The sequence below is a fragment of the Caballeronia terrestris genome (assembly GCF_001544515.1).
Lineage (GTDB): Bacteria > Pseudomonadota > Gammaproteobacteria > Burkholderiales > Burkholderiaceae > Caballeronia > Caballeronia terrestris.
On sequence record NZ_FCOL02000001.1, the window covers coordinates 28,963 to 46,201 of the forward strand.

Below are 17,239 nucleotides of genomic sequence, written 5' to 3' on the forward strand. Positions count from 1 at the left end.
AACACGCAACACGATCCGACGCCCCGTTTTCACAATCGAATATTCGGAGGTTCATCATGTTCAAGGCACTCATCCCCGCAGTCGTACTCGCTGCCGCACTCGCCGCTCCCACGTTCGCGAACGCACAGGACAACGGTCCCGTGACGCGTGCGCAGGTCAAGGCGGAACTGATCCAACTGGAACGCGCGGGCTATAGCCCGGCAAGCGATCGCGCCACCTATCCCGCGAACCTGCAAGCGGCTCAACGCCGTGTCGATGCGCAGAATGGCGTGGCGGCGGCGTCGTATGGTGCGTCGGTGGAAGGAAGCTCGGCTTCGGGCAACGGATCGGCGCGCGGTTTCGGCGCGGTAAATCCGGTGGACTACAGCCACTCGTAATCGCTTGGGTCAGCAACGCGAAACGCCCCAAACCGTATGACGGTTTGGGGCGTTTTTCCATCCGAGCGAGGATAGGTCGTCGGGTTGATTGATAGCGAAGTTCAAGCCCGCGACGCACGCGGCCCAGAGTCCACCGGCAACCGCACCCCGAGCGCTTCGGCTTTCTTTACGAAATCAGCAAGCGAGCGAGCCCCCATCTTGCGCATCGCCTGCCCGCGATGAATCTTCACGGTGATCTCGCTCAGGTTCAATTCGCCCGCGATCTGCTTGTTCATGAGCCCCGATACAACAAACGCCATGACTTCGCGTTCGCGCGGCGTCAGCGACTCGTAGCAGCGCCGCAAATCGGCCACCGACCGGTTCGCTTCGCGCCGCTCCTCGTCGCTCTTCAGCGCGTGCGCGACGGCATCGAGCATGTCCTGATCGCGAAACGGCTTGGCAAGGAAATCCTTTGCGCCGGCCTTCATCGCCTTCACGGTCATTGCGATGTCGCCGTGCGCCGTCATGAAGACGATCGGCAGGCCAAGCTGGCTCGCCGCGATCTGTTCCTGCACGGCAAGGCCGCTCTGCCCCTTCAGGCGCACGTCGAGGATCAGGCAACTCGGCATGTCCGGCATGTCGAACGCGAGGAACTCCTGCGCCGAGGCGAACGTCTCGACGCTCAGGCCCACGGAACGCAGCAGCGTGCTGACGGCCTGGCGCATCGATTCGTCGTCGTCCACGACGTAGACGATGGCGTTGCCCGCATTGCCCACCAGGTCACTGCTCATGGCTTTCCCCCTCCTCGACGGGCAGGATGAACTGCAGCACCGCGCCGCCCTCTTCCGGCGACTCGGCCCAGATACGGCCGCCGTGCGCCTCCACGATCGAACGGCAGATCGACAATCCCATGCCCATGCCCTCGGCTTTGGTCGTAAAGAATGCGTTGAAGAGGCGGCTCACGTTGTCCTGGCTGATGCCGGCGCCCGAGTCCTGCACCATGACCTGCGCGTTGCCGGCGTCGTAGCGGCGCGTCGCGATCCGCACGCGGCGCGGGCCGGCGACGTCGCCCATCGCCTGCACGCCGTTCATAATAAGGTTGATCAGCACCTGCTGCAGTTGCACGCGATCGCAGCTCACCGTCGGCGACGGCGACGCCAGTTCGATCCGCATGGCCACGCGATGCCGCTCCAGTTCGCGCCGCACGAGTTCGATCGACTCCACCACGATCTCGTTCAAATCGAGTTTAGCCGGAAGCGGGTCGCGCTTTTTCGCCATCGACCGGATCTGCTTGATCACGTCGCTCGCGCGCTTCGCGTCGCGGATCATCTGCGCGATCGACTGCTTCGCCTCCGCGAGATCGGGCGTCGGACGGTTCAGCCAGCGCAGCGACGCATCGCCGCACGTGACGATCGCCGCGATCGGCTGCGTGACTTCGTGCGCGATCGATGCGGCAAGTTCGCCGAGCATCGTGATACGCGTGACGTGCGCGAGTTCGGCGGTCGAGCGGGCGAGCGCTTCCTGCGCGCACTTGGTCTCGGTGACGTCCATCAGCGCGCCGACATATTCGAGCCCGCCCGCTTGCGGCGACGCGAGATGCGCGACGTAATGCACGTTCTTGACGCTGCCGTCCGGCATCAGGAGCCGGTGTTCGACCTCGACGAGCGGTGCGCCGGCAAGCGCCTGTTCATGCGCGCCGCGCACGAGGGCCATATCGTCGGGATGGGCGCGCGCGAGGATCGCATCGATCGACGGCACGACGTCGCGCCCGTAGTCGAAGATGCGATACGCCTCGTCGGACCACCACATCACGCCGCTCGGCAGGCTGGTCGCGATGCTGCCGGTGCGGCTCAGGCGCTGCGCATCGAGCAGGAACGCCTCGCTGCGTTCGAGCGCGTATTCCGCCTGCTTACGCTCCTCGACTTGCTCGTGCAGTGTCGCGGTGGCAGCCAGGTTGCGCAGCGAGAGGATGGCGGTCGTCACGATCGCGAGCAGGCTGACGCCGCAGCGTGCGAGCGCACCGTTCGTGTAGTGCACGTCGTGCGACAACACGAAGCCGATGAGCGTCAGCGCGATGCACCCCCACGCGACGGCGATCGTCGCGCGCCGGCTGCCCGTAGATGCAACCAGCAGCACCACGACGACGTAAAACACCGCGATCGCGATGTCGAGCGTCGGCAGCGAGTCGATCACGAACACCACGAGCGCGATCACGGCGGCGAGCCCGAACAGCACGCGGACGTCACGATGCACGGCGCGGGCGGCGGGCGGGCGATCTTTCATCACGATCGCTTCAGCGAGTCGTCTAGCGGAGAACGATGGCACGATGGGTCGAGGACATAGGCGGTTGGAAGACGTTGGTTAGACGAATACCGGACGCCTGTTCGCCGGAATCGCCGTCATCGCAGACAAGATTCAAGCAGCGGCGGCCGATGCTTTCAAATGCCTGAAACTATGCGCGATCCTGCTTCGCCCGGGTACTGATTTTTCCTGAAACTTCGATCGTTAGCGCAGTTTCTCCAGACATTGGGATACGACGGCGCCATCCACCGGCTTGCTGAGCAGGCACACGGCGCCGCCTTCCAGCGCCTGCCTGCGCACCGATTCCGACGCGAACGCCGTGATGAAGACGATCGGCAGCGCATGGCCCATCTCGCGCAGCCGCTGCTGCATTTGCAGGCCGGTCATGCCGGGCATCTGGATGTCGGAGATGACGCAGGCCACTTCGTCCAGCCGGTTCGATTCCAGAAAGGATTCGGCGGACGCATAAATACAGACGTCCCAGCCGAGCGACCGGAGCAGACTGGAAGTCGCGACGCGAACGGATTCGTCATCATCGACCACGGAAACTAATGAACGGGTATGCAAGCGCGTGTCCTCGACCGTACGTAAATGTGGGCGGGTGTAAAGGGCTGGCTCACCGCTCGGTTAACCCCATGTTAGGGGCAAAGGGCACGCGGGGAAATCATATGTGGGTATAGGTGGGCAACAGGTGGTTGCCGTGGGTGCGGTGCTTGAGGCGGCCTTCGACGGCTGCTGCGTAAGGCGCATTGCAGCCAGTCAATCGCATGCGGGACGCAGCGGACATCAGACCTGACCGCCCGCGCGAAGGGGCGTCAGGCGTGGGTCGTGCAACCCCTGTCACTGCGTCGTTTTGGCGCGGTTCATGGCGGAGACATCCGCGACCGTTTCATCCTCACGCGCCTTGGCAAGCGCGATCCCCGCGAGATAACCGAACGTCATCGCCGGCCCGAGCGTGATGCCGCCACTCGGATAGCAGCCACCCATCATGCTCGCCGCGTCGTTGCCGACTGCGTAGAGGCCGCGAATCGGCGTATGCGCTTCGTCGAGCACGCGCGATTGCGCATCGGTCGAAAGGCCCGCGAAGGTGCCGAGACTCCCGGGCAGCAGCTTGACCGCATAGAACGGCCCATCGACGATCGGTGCAACGCACGGGTTCGGCCCGTGTTGCGCGTCGCCCTGCACGCGGTTGTAGGGCGTCGAACCCTTGTGGAATTGCGGATCGAAGCCGTCCTTCGCGTAACCGTTGTACGCCGCGACCGTTTCCGCGAGCCCTTGCGGATCGATGCCGCATTGCGTCGCGAGTTCGTGCAGCGTGTTCGCCTGCTTCAAATAGCCGGAACGCCGATACGGACCGACGGGAAACGGAAACGGCTTCGAAAACCCGAGTCCGTAGCGCCGCTGAAAGCGATGATCGCAGACGAGCCACGCGCACACCTCCTCGCCCGGCTGTGTCGTGCCGATGAGCGCGCCCATGAAGTCGTGATACGACGACGCCTCGTTGACGAAGCGCTTGCCACCGCGCGTCACGGCGATCACGCCTGGCTTCGCGCGCTCGATCAGATGCGGGAACGCGGCTTCTGGCTGCCCCTTGCCCCTCGGCACGAGCGACACCGGCGCCCACGCGGCGGGCGTGTCGAGCGAGTCGTCGAAATGCGCGCCGATCGCTTCGCCCATGCGGATGCCGTCGCCGGTGTTCGCGCGCGGCGCCGCCGACCAGTGCTCGCGCCCCGTCGGCGTATAAGCGAACGTCTGCGCGCGCCGCGCAGCGTCGTGCGGATAACCGCCGCATGCGAGCACCACGCCCCGCGCCGCACGCACTTCATGCAGCACGCCTTCGATCTCGACGCGCGCACCCGTCGCTCGATCGCCATCGCGCAGGATCTCGACGGCCTTTGCCCGCGTGCGCAAATCGACGCCGCGATCCGCCGCCGATTTCAGCAGCCGCGCGATGAGCGCGTTGCCGTTGACGAGATGCATCGAGCGGCCGTAGCGCAGCTTGTGCCCCGCGAACGCTGCAAGACGCCGCGTCACGTGCCACGCCGAACGCAGCGAACGCGTCGCGTTGAAGAAATGCGCGAGGTCCTGTCCCGAGCCGATCGCCATGCCCTTGATCGTCACTTCGGCAAGCGGTGGGCGCAGCTTGTCGATCAGAGACCCGAGTTCGCGGCCATCGAACGGCATCGCGCACACCGAGCGGCCGCCCTTCGTCGCGCCGTTCGACGTATGGAAGTCGGGAATGCGATTGCCGTCGACGAAACGCATCGACGTGTTGCGCTCGAAGAACTCGATCATCTTCGGACCGTGTTCGAGCAGCGCATCGACCTTTTCGGCGTCGAACTGCGCGCCGAGCTCGTTGCGCAGATAGGTGCGCGGCGCGTCGATCTCCTCGACGATGCCAGCGCGCGTCGCGAGCGGATTGCGCGGAATCCACATCCAGCCGCCCGACCACGCGGTCGTGCCACCGAACACGTCTTCCTTTTCCGCGACCATGACGCGCAGGCCGCGCGTGGCGGCGGTCACGGCCGTCGACAGTCCGCCTGCGCCGGAGCCGAGCACCAGCACATCGCATTCGAGAATCGGTTCGAGCTTCATTGGCTTGTTTGCCCTTCGGTTGATAGCGCCTCAAGGCACTTTCGATGTCTATGGATCTTTGTTTGTTTTTGGAATGCTATTCCACATATCTGGAATTTGCAACGCTAACGCTTGAAAACCGTCTGTTTTTAGATCGTGGTCGAAACGCCAAGAGCGGCGTTAGAATCAAATTGTTGAACACAATTCCAATTTCAACTAGAGTTCGTCTCAATACAAATCCTGGAGGCAAGACACATGACCGAAGACAACGCTTTTAACGCATCGCTCGATGCGGGCCTGAGCGGCGCGACGCGCCTGTATTTCATCGTCGGCGATCCGATCGCGCAGGTGCGCTCGCCCGCCGGCGTGACCGCGGCGTTGCGCGCGGCCGGCCGCGACGCGATCGTCGTTCCCGCGCACGTCGCGCCGGACGACCTGCCCGCGTTCTTCACGGCCGTCACAGCGATGCGCAACGTCGACGGCGTGATCATCACCGTGCCGCACAAATTCAGCGCGGCGCAGTTCTGCGCTTCGTTCACCGATCAGGCCGCGTTCCTCGGCGCGGTCAACACGCTGCGCCGCAACACCGACGGCACCTGGCACGGAACGATGTGCGACGGCACGGGTTTCGTGACCGCACTCGCCGATGCCGGCTGCGAGCTGAAGGGCAAGCGCGCGCTCCTGGTCGGCGCGGGCGGCGCGGGCTCGGCGATCGGCCACGCGCTCGTCAACAAGGGCGTGGCCTCGCTCGCAGTACGCGACAACGACACCGAGCGCACCGACGCGCTCGTCGCGCGGCTGAACGCGCTGAAGCTGGGAAGCGTGAGCATCGCTGATGGCGATGTGCGCGCGGAAACCTACGACGTCGTCGTGAACGCGTCGCCGATGGGCATGCGCGCCGACGATCCGCTGCCGATCGACGTCTCGCGGCTCGCGGCGACGACCTTCGTCGGAGACGTGGTGACCAAGCCGCCGCTCACGCCGTTCATCGAAGCGGCCCGCGCGCGCGGCTGCCCGACCGTCACCGGCACGCAGATGTTCGGGCGCGTGTGCGACCGCATCGTGGAGTTTTTGATCGAGGTGTAAGGCCGACCCATCGCTTGGACTACCTGCGAATGCGGGGTTTCGCACGTTCGTGCGGAAGACTAGATTTGTGACTCCCGAATGTGCCGCACGCGGCAAGGAGACAAGCGATGGACGGAACTCCAGTCGAATACAAGGGATGGGGACTCACTCCCATCGTCTCCCGCACACCAGACGCCTTTCTCGTCGTGCTGCTCGTGGAAAAGCCGAACGGCATCCGGCGCGCGATGGGTCCCCTCGGGAAGTTCGGATCGGCCGCGGCCGCGTGTTCTTTCGCGATCGAATACGGCAAGGCAACCGTCGACGGATTGCCGCCTCCGGGCCCGAGTCAGGAAGCAGCGGGAAAATAGCCACGCGCGACGCGTGGCTCGATACCAAAAGAAAAGGCCACGCATCGAGCGTGGCCTTTGCATTTACAACACTACTTTTCTATCAGGCAGACGCCTTCGCCAGCTTCTCTTCGGCGACCGTCTGTCCGCGCAGCCGGTCGTACTCGGCCTTGTCGAGCGGAACGGCGTCGGGTTCGCCGAGCTGGCTCATCGGCACACGATACGTCTCCCGTGCGCTCCAGGCAGCGAGCGCCGCGATGATCGTGACAGCCAGGGTGATCGAACCGACCGTCAGCGGGATGTTCGTCGATCCGGGCGGTGCCACCAGTGCGAAGAGCGCGGGCAACAAAGCCGTGATCAGCGTGCCGACGTTCTGCGAGATCGCCATCGCCGAGACGCGGGAGCGCGTCGGGAACAGTTCCGGGTAGAAGCTCGGGAAGATCGCGTTATAGCCCTGGTACACGATGCCCCACATCAAGAGCGACATCACGATCGCAAACGGCACGTTGTGGATGCTGATCGCGTAGAGGTAGCCGAACGAGAGCAGCCCCGAGCCGATTGCGCCGAAAATCACCGGAATCCGGCGGCCAATGCGGTCCGACAAGTCGCCGATGTACGGAATCACGAGCACCGCGAGGATGTTGCCGGCGACCGGAATCCACAGGTACACGCTCTTGTGAAAGCCGATGCCGTACGAAGCCTGCACCGCGTAAGCCGCCCCGAAGATCGTCGCGACGACCGGGATCACGTTCATCAGCGCCATGCAGACGACGCGGAACATGTCCTTCGAGCTGTATTTGAACGCTTCCGCGATCGGCGATTTCGGCACTTCCGCTGCAACGGCTTCCTTCGAGAAGGCCGGCGTTTCGTCGACTTCACGGCGGATGATGTAGCCCGCGAACAGCACGCCAGCGGAGAGCAGGAACGGAATGCGCCAGCCCCACGAATTGAACATGTCTTCCGGCATGAAGTACGCGAGCGGCAGGAAGATCGCGGCGGCCAGGATCTGGCCGGCCTGCACGCCCTGCAGCGTAAAGCTTGCGTAGTAGCCGCGTCGGCCGAAAGGCGCGTGTTCGAGAATCATCGAGCTCGCGCCGGAGATTTCGCCGGCGACCGCGAAGCCCTGGGCCAGGCGCAGCACGACGAGCAGCGCCGGAGCGAGCATGCCGATCTGGTGATACGTCGGCAGGAGACCAACCGCCATCGTCGATGCGCCCATCAGGAACATGCAGACCAGCAGTACGGTTTTACGGCCGTGCGTGTCGCCCCAGTGACCGAGGACGAACGCGCCGATCGGACGCGCCACGTAACCTACGCCATACGTCGCGAGCGACGCGACGATCGCGATCTTCGGGTCGCCCGACGGGAAAAACAATTGCGGGAAGATCAGCGCGGCAGCCTGCGCATAGATAAAGAAGTCGTAATACTCGAGCGCCGAGCCGATCCAGCCGCTCGCGGTGGCCTTCTTCGCCTGACGGCCGCCGTGCTCTTCGTGGTCCATGGAACCAGCCATGTTTGTCTCCAGTTTTGATGAATGGGTTGAATCCTGACTTGCTTGATCTGCGGCAGAACGGCGCGCCAGCGACACGGCAAAACGGGCCGGACGGGACTTCGATTGCCTCATCCGGCGACGCTTTCCGGTGCTTCGTTGATGGGTCGCGTCGGGGTGAGTGGAGAATATGAGACGGCGTTGCGGCGCACAATGCTCTTTGTAAAAAATTGCGCGATTATCGAACGCACATGTCCGATTAACGATCGATTTTCGGGTTAGCACTAACCAGGCAGATTGCTTGCGGTCACCGTGCCAGCGCTTCCGGCACGAGCAAATCACGCAGGTACGAATCGTCGGCGCGGACGGACTCCGCCAGCCCCGGGTAGCCGAAGAAGTCGAGATAGAACGGCGTCTGCAGGATCAGCATGTCGAAGCCCGGTTCCGCGACCAGGCCACGGGAGCGCGCGGCGCGCAGGAGTGGCGTCGGCTGGTTCTTCATCAGGATGTCGCAGAGCGCGGCGTGATCCGCGATGCGCGTGACGTCCACCGGCAGAGGATCAGTCGAGCTGAGCCCGAGCGGCGACGCGTTCACGATCACGTCGAAACCGGCCGGATCGTTCGACGGCGCATCGCTCGCGGCGATGCCGAAGTCGCGCCGCAAAAGCGCCGCGAGCTGCCGTGCCTTTTCCCGATCAGGATCGAAGAGCGCGATTTCGCCGACGCCGGCCGCCGCCAGCGCCGTCGTGACCGCCGATGCCGCGCCGCCCGCGCCGATCACGAGCACGCGCCGCCCCGCGTAGGCGATGCCCGCGCGATCGAGCGAGCGCATGAAGCCCAGGCCGTCGAAGAGTTCGCCTTCGAGTTCGCCCGCCGCGTTGCGCCGCACGGCGTTGACCGCGTTCGCCGCGCGCGCCGCCGCCGACGGACGATCGACGATGGCCGTCGCCGCCGCCTTGTGCGGAATCGAAAGCGAGACGCCGCCGACCGTCGGCGATTCGAGCAACGCACGCAGTGTCGCTTCGAGCTGTGCGGCGGGCACGCGCAGCGGCACCATCGCGGCATCGATGCCGTGGCGCGCGAAAATCGAGTTGAAGACTTCGGGCGCGCGCACCTGATCGATCGGATCGGCGATGCAGAAGAAAAGTCGGGTCGTGCCGGTGATGTGCATGATGTCGGGGTCCAGTGGGGTCGGGATCGGATGGAGCGAAGCATAGGAGCCGCACCAACGCCCGGACAACGCGAACCTCAGCAACACGATCGATAATCGCGCATACTGTTTCACTCATCGCACGAAATGAGGGTTACTCCCGATGACCAAGCCACCGCTCGACAAGCGTGACTGGATCGCCGGCCTGGAGAAAGGGCTCGCGATCCTCGAAGCATTCGACGACCAGCACGCCCGCATGACGCCGACGCAAGCCGCGATGCGCACCGGCATGACGCGCACTGCCGCGCGGCGTTATCTGCTGACGCTCGAGCATCTCGGCTACGTGCAGACGGACGGGAAGCTCTTCGGGCTGACGCCGCGCGTGCTGCGCGTCGGCTGGTCGTATTTCGATTCGGCGCGACTGCCGCGTACGGTCCAGCCGTATCTGCAGCAACTAAGCGCGACGCTCAACGAATCGGTCTACGTGAGCGTGCTCGACGAGTGGGAACTGGTCTTCATCGCGCGCAACGGCACCTCGCGCGTGATGACGACGGGCTTCGTGCTCGGCGCGCGCGTGCCGGCGCCGCTGACGTCGCCGGGGGTCGTGCTGCTTGCGTACAAGCCCGATGAGGACGCCGTGCGGCAATGGCTGGAAGGCACTGAACTCAAGCCGTTCACGCCGCACACGATGACCAACAAGACGAAGCTGCACGAGAAGATCCGTCAGGCGCGCGCGGATGGCTTCGCCGTGATCGAGGAACAGTTGCAGATCGGAGTACGGGGTATCGCGGTGCCAATGAAGGACCGGCACGGGCAAGTGGTCGCGGCGCTGAGCACGAACATGGTGATCGGCAAGGAGACGACCGAGGCGGCGCTCGCGCGCGTGTTGCATCCGCTGCAAGAGACCGCGCTCGCGATGCTGAATGTGATTTAGGCGGCTGGATGCTTTAAGGCATCAGCAGATCGCCCGCGCGCGGCGAGCGATGAAGGGGATCGCCTTTGGCGAAACATCCTTCTTCGATACTTGCTGCGAATATCACAAAATGCTTGCACTAGAGAGGCGCTCGCACGGCGCGCCTCTTGGCGAAAAGCCCCGGATGGTAGCGCAAAACGCGATCGCGGAACCGGTTTCATCGATCGCCCGATCAAGGCACAATGCGAGAACCCAAAACATCACGGAGACTTCACCACATGGCTTCGATTGCCCCTTCCGCCTGCCTGCCCCGCGACCTCGACGACGCCCTTCTGATCGGCCGCGTGTGGCGCGCGGCGCCCGTCGACGGCCCTTCGGTCGTGGCCGTGCGCCGGGGCGAAGTGTTCGACATCACGTCGAGCGCGCCCACCACCGCGGACCTCTTCGATCGCGCCGACATGCTCGACATCGCGCGCAATGCGCCGGGCGAATCGCTCGGACGCGTGGAAGCGTTGATCGAGGGCGCGTTGAAGGGTTCGTCTTCGGCGGTGCAATTGCTCGCGCCCTGCGACGTGCAGGCGATCAAGGCGTGCGGCGTCACGTTCGCCGTGAGTTTGCTGGAGCGCGTGATCGAGGAGCAGGCCGGCGGCGACGCCAGCAAGGCCGAGGAAGTGCGCGCGACGATCCACAAGCTGATCGGCGCGGATCTATCGCAGATCAAGCCGGGGTCGGAAGCAGCGGCGGCGCTCAAGGCCGAGCTCGAACGGCGCGGCGCGTGGTCGCAATACATGGAGGTCGGCATCGGGCCGGATGCGGAGGTGTTCACGAAGTCGCAACCGATGTCGTCGGTGGGGTTCGGAGCGAGTGTTGGGCTGCATCCGATGTCGGAGTGGAACAATCCGGAGCCGGAGATCGTGCTGGCGGTGAACGCGCGCGGCGAGATCGTCGGGGCGACGCTGGGTAATGACGTGAACCTGCGCGATATCGAAGGGCGCAGTGCGCTGTTGCTCGGCAAGGCGAAGGACAACAACGGTTCTTGCGCGATTGGCCCGTTCGTGCGGCTCTTCGATGAGCGCTTCACGCTGGATACCGTGCGTGAGTCGCGCGTGAGTCTCGAGATTGCCGGCACCGATGGCTTCGTGCTCGACGGCGTGAGCCACATGCGTGAGATCAGCCGCGATCCGACGGATCTCGTCGGGCAGACGCATGGCGCGCATCATCAATACCCTGATGGCTTCATGCTGTTCCTCGGCACGATGTTCTCGCCGATCAAGGATCGCGATGCGCCCGGAGGTGGGTTCACGCATCACGCGGGCGATGTGGTAACGATCGCTACGCCGGCGATCGGGGCGCTCGTCAATCCGGTCGCGCAGTCGACGGAGATTCCTGCGTGGGATTTTGGCGTGCGCGCGCTTTACGCGAGTCTTGCGCGGCGCGGGCTGTTGAAGGGCTGAGCCTGATTTGATGCGCTTTGGCTCCTAAGCGCATCAAGCCGCCTTAAGGCACCACGGACAAAAACAAAAACGACGCAAAGATCACAAGATGGACGACGCCTTGCAGCACGGTCGAACGGCCGGTGCCAAGCGTGATGACACTGACGATAAGCGTCAAAGCCAGCATGACGATTTCCTTCGGCTCAAGGCCGAGCGAAATCGGCTGCCCGATGGCAATCGATACGATCGCGACTGCAGGAATCGTTAGCCCGATACTGGCCAGCGCCGAACCGAGTGCAAGGTTCAAGCTGGTCTGCAAGCGATTGAGCCGCGCCGCGCGCAACGCAGCAAGCCCTTCAGGCAGCAACACGAGCGCCGCAATCACCACGCCGACGACAGCCTCCGGGGCCCCGGCCTTCGCGACACCCGCCTCGACCGCCGGCGACAGCAGCTTCGCGAGCCCGACCACCGCCACGAGCGACAGCAGCAATAACCCGACCGCCGACCACGCATGTGCCGCAGTCGGCGGCGGCGCATGCACTTCGTCTTCGGCGTTGGGATCGCGCGCCGGCACGAACGGCAGAAAATAATCCCGATGGCGCACGGTCTGCACGAACACGAACACCACGTAAAGCACGAGCGAAATCACGCCGACAAACACCAGTTGCGAAATGGATAACTCCGGCCCGGTCACCGTGCTCGTGAAATTCGGCAACACCATCGTGAGTACGGAAAGCGCGCAAAGAATCGCAAGCGATGCACTCGCGCCCTGTAACTGAAAGTCTTGCACGTGATGCCGCAATCCGCCGACGAGCAGACACAACCCGACGATCCCATTGCATACAATCATGATCGCGGCGAACACGGTATCGCGCGGCAGCGCGGCTTTCTCTGGCCCGCCCGTCAGCATCACCGACACGATCAGCGCGACTTCGATGACCGTCACCGCGACCGCGAGCACCAGTGTGCCGAACGGCTCCCCGACGCGATGCGCGATCACTTCCGCATGGTGGACGGCCGCGAACACGGCGAACGCGAGCGCGACCGCCGCGAGCACCAGCAGAATCCCCCCCGACACGACGAGCGAAAGACCGAGCACCGCAATGGCGACGATCGGCGAGAAAACGGTCCAGTCCAGCTTGAATTTCATCGGCGCTCCCGGGCGTGATTGTTGTCTGTTGATCGCATGGACACCGGGGCATCATAACCAATACGCGCGCATTTCCCGCACGCGACACAGCAACGCGAGCGCGTTCGAAAGAATCGCGGGCACTTTTTGCCCTATCATCGATCCCACTCGATACAGTCTGATGAAATTACTGCTGTATTCCTGCGTTCGGAACAAGAAGGCGCCAAGGCTCGTCGCGAGCCAGACACCCAAGGAAACGCATGCTCGTCCCGCCAAAACTTCAAAACGAGAACGCACGGCTTGCCACGCTGCGTTCGCTGAACATCCTCGATACCGCGCCCGAAGAGCGCTTCGACCGTCTCACGCGTCTCGCGAAGCGCCTCTTCGGCGTGCCGATCGCGGTCGTGAGTCTCGTCGACGAGAACCGCCAGTGGTTCAAGTCGTGCGTCGGGCTGGACGCGACGGAGACGCCGCGCGACGTGTCGTTCTGCGCGCACGCGATCGCGCACGACGACATCCTGATGATCCCCGACGCCCGCGCCGATGAACGCTTTCACGACAACCCGCTCGTCACCCACGAGCCGGGCATCCGCTTCTATGCAGGCTGTCCGCTCACCGTGCCGAACGGCGCGAAGCTCGGCACGCTGTGCCTGATCGACGTGCGCCCGCGCGAACTCGACGACGAAGACCGCGCGCTCCTTCACGATCTCGCGCGCATGGCCGAGCAGGAAATCGCGGCTGTCCATCTCGCAACGATGGACGAGCTCACGATGCTGTCGAACCGGCGCGGTTTCGAGGCGCTCGCGCAGCACGCGCTGAACGTGTGCAAGCGGCTTGACAAGCACGCGTCGCTGCTTTTCTTCGACCTCAACGATTTCAAGCCGATCAACGATACCTACGGCCACGCCGAAGGCGATCGCGCGCTCGCGACCTTCGCCGATGTGCTACGCAATGCGTTGCGCGAGAGCGATGTGATCGGCCGGATCGGCGGGGACGAATTCGTCGCGCTGCTGACCGACGCGCAACCCGCCGAGACGCCGAAGGTGATCGAGCGCCTGCAGCAGGCACTCGACGAGAACAACGCAGAGGCGCAGCGCGGCTACGACATTCGCTTCAGCGTCGGGCATACGGACTTCGATCCGCAGCGCCATGCATCGATCGCCGATCTGCTCGAAGTCAGCGACCGCAGGATGTACGAGCACAAGCAGTCGCAGAAATCCGCGCGCGGCAACGCGCGGCATTGAAAAAGCGCCTCAGTCGCTTGCGCCTTCGCGGAAGTACAGGCGTTTTGGCAAGCCCCACACGATCAGCATGGCGCCCAGCAGGCACGCCACCGCGATTGCGTAGAGACCGGGCGTCGCGCTGCCGGTGATCATCTTGACCTTGCCAACCATGTACGGGCTGATGATCCCGCCGAACTGCCCGACCGAGTTGATCAGCGCGATCCCGCTCGCTGCCGCGATGCCGGACAGGAAGCGCGTCGGCAGGATCCAGAAGAGGCCGAGCGACGTGATGATGCCGGTCGCCGCGATCGTCAGGCCGATTACGAGCATCACTGTATTGCCCGGAAAGAACCCGCACAGCACGTAACCGACCGCGCCCGCGAATGCGCACGCGCCCAGGTGCCAGCGCCGCTCGCCGGTGCGGTCCGAGTGCTTGCCGATCAGGATCATGCCGATGCCCGCCACCGCGTAAGGCAGCATCGAGATCAGGCCGATCGCGAAGGTATCGGTGGTGCCGGCGGTCTTCACGAGCTGCGGCATCCAGAAGACGAGGCCGTAGATGCCCATCGCGAGGAACAGGTAGATCACGGCCATCACGAGCGTGACCGGCTCCTTGAACGCAGCCTTCAGCGAATGCACTTCGCCGACCTTCGGATCGCGTGCGAGCTGCTCGGCGAGCGCGCGTTTCTCGGCGGCATCGAGCCATTTCGCGTCGTCGATCTTGTCGTCGACCATGAACAGCACGATGATCCCGAGCACCACCGACGGGATGCCTTCGAGCAGGAAGAGCCATTGCCAGCCGGCGAGGCCGTTGAGACCGTCGCAGAACTTCATGATCGCGCCCGACAGCGGGCTGCCGATGATCCCGCACAGCGCGATCGATGCCATGAAGAACGAGTTGATGCGTCCGCGCCGCGACGACGGAAACCACTTCGTGAAGAAGTAGAGCGCGCCCGGCACGAAGCCCGCTTCGAGCGCGCCGATCAGAAAGCGCAGCAGGTAGAACCACGTATCGCTTTTCACGAACATCATCGCCGCCGATGCGATGCCCCACGTGATCATGATCCGTGCGATCCAGCGTTTCGCGCCGACGCGATGCAGGATGATGTTGCTCGGCACCTCGAAGAGGAAGTACCCGACGAAGAACACGCTTGCGCCGAAGCCGTAGACGGCATCGCTGAAGCCGAGCTCGCTCTGCATCTGCAGCTTCGCGAAGCTGATGTTGATGCGGTCGAGGTACGAGAACACGAAACAGGCCACGAACAGCGGCACGAAGCGCCAGAACACCTTGCGGTAGAGCTGGGCGTCGTCGTGCGCGATGGCCGCGTGCGGTGCGGTGGGCGATACGGTTTCCACGTTTTTAGTCTCCTGTGTCGACGAGAGTTGGCGCTTTAGCGCCGTACTCTCGTCCCACGCAACTTGTTGCGGTCGACGAGAGTTGGCGCTTTAGCGCTAACTCTGGCCCCATGCAACGAAATTGCTGTTTTATTTTTGCAGCGTGCTAGTTAGATCAATCAGTAGGTAGCCCGCCCTCCGGACAAATCAAACACAGCCCCCGTCGTGAACGAGTTCTCCTCGGAAACGAGCCAGGCCACCATCGACGCAATCTCCTTCACTTCGACAAACCGCCCGCGCGGGATCTTGGAAAGCATGTAGTCGATATGCTGCTGCGCCATCTGATCGAAGATCTTCGTGCGCGCGGCCGCCGGCGTGATCGCATTGACGGCGATATCGAGCGAAGCCGTTTCCTTGCCGAGGCTCTTGGTCAGCGCGATCACGCCCGCCTTCGCCGCGCTGTACGCCGACGCGTTCGGATTCCCCTCCTTCCCCGCGATCGACGCGATATTCACGATTCGTCCATACCCACGCGCGATCATCGTCTTCACAACGGCCTGGTTGACGTGAAAGGTCGCGTTCAGATCGACGTCGATCACGCGCGCCCATTCGTCGGGCGCGTAGTCGGCGAGCGGCGCGTTCGCACCCGCGATGCCCGCGCTGTGCACGAGCATGTCGATCGCGCCGAAGCGCGCGACGGTTGCATCGGCGGCTTGCTGCACGGCCTCGCGCTGCGTGATGTCCACCGCGAACGTCGCTACGTCGCCGAACTGCGCGAGGCTTTGCTTCGCGGCGGCGAGCGCCGCTTCGTCGCGGTCCCACAGCGCGACGCGCGCGCCGCCTTGCAACAGCCGCTCCGCCACCGCATAACCGATGCCCTGCGCGCCGCCCGTCACCACCGCGCCGCGCTTGCTGAAGTCGTATTGGTTCATCGCGTGCTCCTCAAGCGTCGACGGTGCGTTGCTGCTGCTCGCCGAGCCCTTCGATGCCGAGACGCATCGTCTGTCCGGCGCGCAGATAGACCGGCTCCGGCTTGATCCCCATGCCGACGCCCGGTGGCGTGCCGGTCGAGATGACGTCGCCGGGTTGCAGGCTCATGAAGCGGCTGAGATACGACACGATATGCGCGACGTTGAAGATCATCGTGCTCGTGCTGCCGTTCTGATAGCGCTTGCCGTCGACTTCCAGCCACAGGGAAAGACGCTGCGGATCGGGCACTTCGTCCTTCGTGACGAGCCACGGGCCGATCGGGCCGAACGTGTCGCAGCCCTTGCCTTTGTCCCACGTGCCGCCGCGCTCGATCTGGTACTCGCGCTCCGACACGTCGTTGATCACGCAGTAACCCGCGACGTGATCGAGCGCATCGGCTTCGTCGATATAGACGCCTCCCTTGCCGATCACGACGCCCAGTTCCACTTCCCAGTCGGTTTTTTTCGAGCCGCGCGGGATGCGCACGTCGTCGTTCGGGCCGACGACCGCCGAAAGCCACTTGTTGAACACGACCGGTTCGGCTGGCACCGGCAGGCCGGATTCGGCGGCGTGATCCGCGTAATTCAACCCGATGCAGATGAACTTGCCGATGCGTCCGACGCACGGACCGATGCGCGCGCCGGCCGGCACGGCTGGCAGCGTCCTCGGATCGATGCCGCGCAGGCGGTCGAGCGTTTCCGGCAAAAGGGCCGCGCCCGCGACGTCGTCGATCACGCCGGACAGGTCGCGGATCGTGTGGGTCGAATCGAGCAGGCCGGGCTTTTCCTGGCCGGGGGCGCCGTATCGCAGCAGTTTCATCAAGTCTCCTTCGATGCTTTGTCGTCAAATTTTTCGCGAGCCGCAGCCCGCGTCTGCCGCAAATGTAGGGAATTCGCGCCGCCTTGAATAATGAAAGCTGCTGCTCGCGTGATAACTTTCCGTTATCTTCGCGTTA

The 17,239-nt window shown here is 64.1% G+C and carries 16 protein-coding genes; 6 read left to right on the forward strand and 10 right to left on the reverse strand.

Annotation, left to right across the window (positions count from 1 at the left end; all coding sequences use genetic code 11):
* Window positions 1-56: 56 nt before the first annotated feature.
* On the forward strand, window positions 57-377 hold the full coding sequence (locus AWB67_RS00135) for a DUF4148 domain-containing protein (RefSeq protein WP_087654207.1): 321 nt from the start codon (window positions 57-59) through the stop codon (window positions 375-377).
* A gap of 101 nt (window positions 378-478) precedes the next feature.
* Here the strand turns inward: AWB67_RS00135 and AWB67_RS00140 are convergent, their stop codons facing one another.
* The 4 genes from AWB67_RS00140 to AWB67_RS00155 form a co-directional block, all read right to left on the reverse strand.
* The gene (locus AWB67_RS00140) at window positions 479-1,147 is read right to left on the reverse strand and encodes a response regulator transcription factor (RefSeq protein WP_087654208.1); all 669 of its coding nucleotides are present in this window, start codon (window positions 1,145-1,147) and stop codon (window positions 479-481) included.
* A complete protein-coding gene (locus AWB67_RS00145; protein ID WP_087654209.1) occupies window positions 1,137-2,639 on the reverse strand; it encodes a sensor histidine kinase in 1,503 nt (500 codons plus the stop codon). Before AWB67_RS00145 ends, AWB67_RS00140 begins: the two co-directional genes overlap by 11 nt.
* A 222-nt stretch (window positions 2,640-2,861) precedes the next feature.
* Complete coding sequence (locus AWB67_RS00150) at window positions 2,862-3,224, reverse strand: response regulator transcription factor (RefSeq protein WP_087654210.1); 363 nt, start codon at window positions 3,222-3,224, stop codon at window positions 2,862-2,864.
* 273 nt (window positions 3,225-3,497) lie between these two features.
* Window positions 3,498-5,252, reverse strand: coding sequence for an FAD-dependent oxidoreductase (locus tag AWB67_RS00155; protein WP_087654211.1), 1,755 nt, complete (start codon window positions 5,250-5,252; stop codon window positions 3,498-3,500).
* Window positions 5,253-5,486: 234 nt separating this feature from the next.
* Between AWB67_RS00155 and AWB67_RS00160 the strand changes: the two genes are divergently transcribed.
* Window positions 5,487-6,317 carry a shikimate dehydrogenase family protein gene (locus tag AWB67_RS00160; protein ID WP_087654212.1) on the forward strand — a complete coding sequence of 277 codons (831 nt, stop codon included), beginning with the start codon at window positions 5,487-5,489 and terminating at the stop codon, window positions 6,315-6,317.
* A 107-nt stretch (window positions 6,318-6,424) separates the two neighbouring features.
* On the forward strand, window positions 6,425-6,664 hold the full coding sequence (locus AWB67_RS00165; protein WP_200822141.1) for a hypothetical protein: 240 nt from the start codon (window positions 6,425-6,427) through the stop codon (window positions 6,662-6,664).
* 82 nt (window positions 6,665-6,746) lie between these two features.
* Here AWB67_RS00165 and AWB67_RS00170 read toward each other — a convergent pair whose 3' ends face one another.
* Both AWB67_RS00170 and AWB67_RS00175 read right to left on the reverse strand, forming a co-directional pair.
* Complete coding sequence (locus AWB67_RS00170) at window positions 6,747-8,156, reverse strand: MFS transporter (protein WP_087654213.1); 1,410 nt, start codon at window positions 8,154-8,156, stop codon at window positions 6,747-6,749.
* Between the two features lie 283 nt (window positions 8,157-8,439).
* Window positions 8,440-9,303 carry a shikimate dehydrogenase family protein gene (locus tag AWB67_RS00175; protein WP_087654214.1) on the reverse strand — a complete coding sequence of 288 codons (864 nt, stop codon included), beginning with the start codon at window positions 9,301-9,303 and terminating at the stop codon, window positions 8,440-8,442.
* 142 nt (window positions 9,304-9,445) lie between these two features.
* On the opposite strand from AWB67_RS00175, the gene AWB67_RS00180 reads away from it, so the two are divergent.
* Window positions 9,446-10,216, forward strand: coding sequence for an IclR family transcriptional regulator domain-containing protein (locus tag AWB67_RS00180; RefSeq protein WP_087654215.1), 771 nt, complete (start codon window positions 9,446-9,448; stop codon window positions 10,214-10,216).
* Between the two features lie 257 nt (window positions 10,217-10,473).
* Window positions 10,474-11,649 carry a fumarylacetoacetate hydrolase family protein gene (locus AWB67_RS00185; RefSeq protein ID WP_087654216.1) on the forward strand — a complete coding sequence of 392 codons (1,176 nt, stop codon included), beginning with the start codon at window positions 10,474-10,476 and terminating at the stop codon, window positions 11,647-11,649.
* Between the two features lie 43 nt (window positions 11,650-11,692).
* Here the strand turns inward: AWB67_RS00185 and AWB67_RS00190 are convergent, their stop codons facing one another.
* Window positions 11,693-12,778, reverse strand: coding sequence for a calcium:cation antiporter (locus AWB67_RS00190; RefSeq protein ID WP_087654217.1), 1,086 nt, complete (start codon window positions 12,776-12,778; stop codon window positions 11,693-11,695).
* 239 nt (window positions 12,779-13,017) lie between these two features.
* Here AWB67_RS00190 and AWB67_RS00195 point away from each other — a divergent pair, with 239 nt between their 5' ends.
* Window positions 13,018-14,001 (forward strand): GGDEF domain-containing protein, encoded by a 984-nt coding sequence (locus AWB67_RS00195; protein ID WP_087654218.1) that lies wholly within the window; start codon window positions 13,018-13,020, stop codon window positions 13,999-14,001.
* Window positions 14,002-14,010: 9 nt separating this feature from the next.
* On the opposite strand, the gene AWB67_RS00200 is transcribed toward AWB67_RS00195, so the two are convergent.
* The 3 genes from AWB67_RS00200 to AWB67_RS00210 all read right to left on the reverse strand — a co-directional run bounded on the left by AWB67_RS00200 (window position 14,011) and on the right by AWB67_RS00210 (window position 17,103).
* Window positions 14,011-15,336 (reverse strand): MFS transporter, encoded by a 1,326-nt coding sequence (locus AWB67_RS00200; RefSeq protein ID WP_087654219.1) that lies wholly within the window; start codon window positions 15,334-15,336, stop codon window positions 14,011-14,013.
* A gap of 158 nt (window positions 15,337-15,494) precedes the next feature.
* A complete protein-coding gene (locus tag AWB67_RS00205; RefSeq protein WP_087654220.1) occupies window positions 15,495-16,247 on the reverse strand; it encodes an SDR family oxidoreductase in 753 nt (250 codons plus the stop codon).
* Between the two features lie 10 nt (window positions 16,248-16,257).
* On the reverse strand, window positions 16,258-17,103 hold the full coding sequence (locus tag AWB67_RS00210) for an ureidoglycolate lyase (protein WP_087654221.1): 846 nt from the start codon (window positions 17,101-17,103) through the stop codon (window positions 16,258-16,260).
* Between the last annotated feature and the right edge of the window lie 136 nt (window positions 17,104-17,239).